A 2,881-nucleotide genomic window follows, 5' to 3' on the forward strand; every position below is an offset into this window, starting at 1 on the left:
CTTATACGCGGCGTCGTCGTTACGTCCCTTGGAGGGAAGCGCGAAGGTGTCGATCCAGCCGAGCGCGCCCGACTTCGGTGCGATGAACTTGATGTCCGGGTTTTCGGAATTGAGCTTCCAGCCGCCCGTGTCCCACGCCATTGCAGCGACGACTTCGCCCGAGCGCAGGGCGTTGAGGAGCTGGTCCTTGCCGTCCCAGAAGAACTTCACGTTCTTCTTGCAATCGGCGAGCTTCGCGCCGACTTTTTCCATCATGGCCGTGTAGGCCTTGGCGTCCTTGTACGACGCGAAGGGATCCATGCCGTTGGCGAAAGCGAAGGCGATCAGCGTCGGGCGCTTGGCGCGGAAGCTCGACTTGCCGGCGACGGCCGCGCTGCAGAGATCGTTGTAATCGGCCACGCTCGGTGCGGCCTTGGTGTTCACCACGAGACCGTCGGTGCCCCAGATGTGCGGAACGCCGTACACCTTGCCGTCAATGGTCGTGTTCTTCTTGGTGGCTTCGAGCATGGAGCCGATGAACTGATCGCCCTTGAGCTTGGACAGATCCATCGCCTTGTAGATACCGAACTCCTGTTGGGGACCGGCGATGCGATCCTGGCTCGGCTGAACGAGATCGAACCCGGCGCCTTGGGTCGCACGCAGCTTCGAGATCATCTCCTCGTTGTTGGAAAGAGTGATCTCGACTTCGATGCCGGTTTCCTTCGTGAACTGTTGAACCACATCCGCGGGGGCGTAATCCGCCCACGTCAAAAGCCGCAACTTCTCGGCGGCATGGGCCGTCCCGGCAACCATCAGGGCGGCAAAGGCCGTAGCCAGCTTCAAGCCGGCGCGTTTCGTCAACATCGTCATCCTCCAGTGTGGTCCGGGCTYTGCCCGTGTTCCCCAGTTGCAAAACTATATGACACTCGCGCGACAGGCTACCGAATTAAGGGTTCTTATCCCTATTTTGTGAGCCGGCTCACTGAATTGCGTAACGGAAGATGCTGACAGCTTCGCRATCCCCCTGATATGACGGCGATCCTATGGAGGATCGAGGAATGCGGACGCTCTACCCTGAGATTGAACCCTATGAGCACGGCTGGCTCGACGTCGGCGACGGGCATCGCGTCTACTGGGAATTGTGCGGCAATCCAAAGGGTAAACCGGTCGTCTTTCTCCACGGCGGCCCAGGAGGCGGCTGCTCGCCCAACCAAAGGCGCCAGTTCGATCCGAAGCGCTATCGCATTCTGCTGTTCGACCAGCGCGGCTGCGGCCGCTCGACGCCCTATGCGAGCCTCGAGGCCAACACGACCTGGCATCTGGTCGCCGATATCGAGCGCCTGCGCGAAATGCTCGGCGTCGAACGGTGGATGGTGTTCGGCGGATCGTGGGGCAGTACGCTTGCGCTCGCGTATGCCGAGACCCATCCCGAAAGGGTCACCGAACTCGTGGTCCGCGGGATCTTCACTCTGCGCCGGTCAGAGTTGCTCTGGTACTACCAGGAGGGAGCGTCCTGGCTGTTTCCGGAAAAGTGGGAGCGCTATCTTGCACCGATCCCGGAGAACGAGCGCGGCGACCTGATGGCGGCGTATCGCCGACGCCTCACGGATCCCGACCCGGCCGTTCAACGAGCCGCTGCCCGCGCTTGGAGCCTTTGGGAAGGCGAGACGATTACGCTTCTGCCGGATGAAGCGAACACCAACCAATTCGGCGACGAGCATTACGCGATCGCCTTCGCGCGGATCGAAAACCACTATTTCGTCCATGCCGGCTGGCTGGAGGAAGGGCAGCTCATCCGCGACGCGGGTCGGCTCAAGGACATTCCCGGAATCATCGTCCAGGGGCGCTACGATGTGGCGACCCCTGCCTCGACGGCCTGGGACCTTCACAAGGCCTGGCCGGAAGCGCGGTTCATCATGGTTCCCGATGCCGGGCACGCCTTCAGCGAACCAGGAATTCTGCACCATCTCATCGAGGCGACCGACGCGTTCGCTTCGACCTAGCCGAATGAAAGAGGGGGGAAATGCCCCCTCTTTCACTCTTGCGCCTACTCGGCGGTCCAGCCGCCATCCATCGATAGATTGCTGCCGGTGATCTGGCTCGCCGCGTCGCTGGCGAGGAATACGGCGAGTGCCGCCACCTGGTCGACAGTGACGAATTGTTTCGTGGGCTGGGCTTCGAGCAGCACGTCGTTGATGACCTGTTCTTTCGTCAGCCCCCTCGCCTTCATGGTATCCGGGATCTGCTTTTCGACGAGGGGCGTCCAGACATAGCCCGGACTGATGCAATTGGCGGTGATACCATGGGTAGCGACTTCCAGCGCCACCGTCTTGGTCAATCCTGCGATGCCGTGCTTGGCGGCCACATAGGCCGACTTGAACGGGGAAGCGACGAGCGAATGCGCCGATGCGGTGTTGATGATGCGACCCCATTTGCGCGCCTTYATGCCCGGAACGGCTGCGCGGATCGCGTGGAAAGCCGATGAGAGATTGATCGCGATGATCTGGTTCCATTTCTCGACGGGGAAGTCTTCGATCGGCGAAACGAACTGGATCCCCGCATTGTTCACCAGGATGTCGACCGAACCGAATGTCTTTTCAGCGAGAGCGATCATACCGGCGATCTCGTCGGGCTTCGTCATGTCCGCTGGGGAATAGATGGCCTTGACGCCGAACTCGCTTTCGATCGCCGCTCTCTCCTTCTCGATCGCCGCGGCATCGCCCATGCCGTTGATGACGATGGAAGCGCCCTCCTTGGCGAAGGCGCGTGCGATGGCGAGCCCGATCCCGCTGGTCGACCCGGTGACGACCGCCGTCTTGGACTTCAACGTCATGAAATTCTCCGATGACTTTTTTGGAATGAGGGAACCAGCTTAGCGGCGCCCGGACCGACCGTATAGGAG

3 protein-coding genes are annotated in these 2,881 nt (G+C 61.1%); 1 reads left to right on the top strand and 2 read right to left on the bottom strand.

Annotation, left to right across the window (positions count from 1 at the left end):
* The coding region (locus AC1DT3_RS16920) for an extracellular solute-binding protein (protein WP_477466400.1) at positions 1–843 on the bottom strand (843 nt) is incomplete at its 3' end.
* A 194-nt stretch (positions 844–1,037) separates the two neighbouring features.
* Here AC1DT3_RS16920 and pip point away from each other — a divergent pair.
* Entirely contained in the window at positions 1,038–1,982 is a 945-nt protein-coding gene (gene pip, locus AC1DT3_RS16925) for a prolyl aminopeptidase (protein WP_477466401.1), read from the top strand.
* Between the two features lie 44 nt (positions 1,983–2,026).
* Here the strand turns inward: pip and AC1DT3_RS16930 are convergent, their stop codons facing one another.
* Complete coding sequence (locus AC1DT3_RS16930; RefSeq protein WP_477466402.1) at positions 2,027–2,812, bottom strand: 3-hydroxybutyrate dehydrogenase; 786 nt, start codon at positions 2,810–2,812, stop codon at positions 2,027–2,029.
* Positions 2,813–2,881 lie beyond the last annotated feature (69 nt).

This window comes from Microvirga sp. P4_G7 (assembly GCF_056401005.1).

What these genes read in the sequence shown, in the direction of transcription:
- pip (WP_477466401.1), top strand. Translation starts at nt 1,038, where the DNA reads ATGCGGACGCTCTACCCTGAGATTGAACCCTATGAGCACGGCTGGCTC.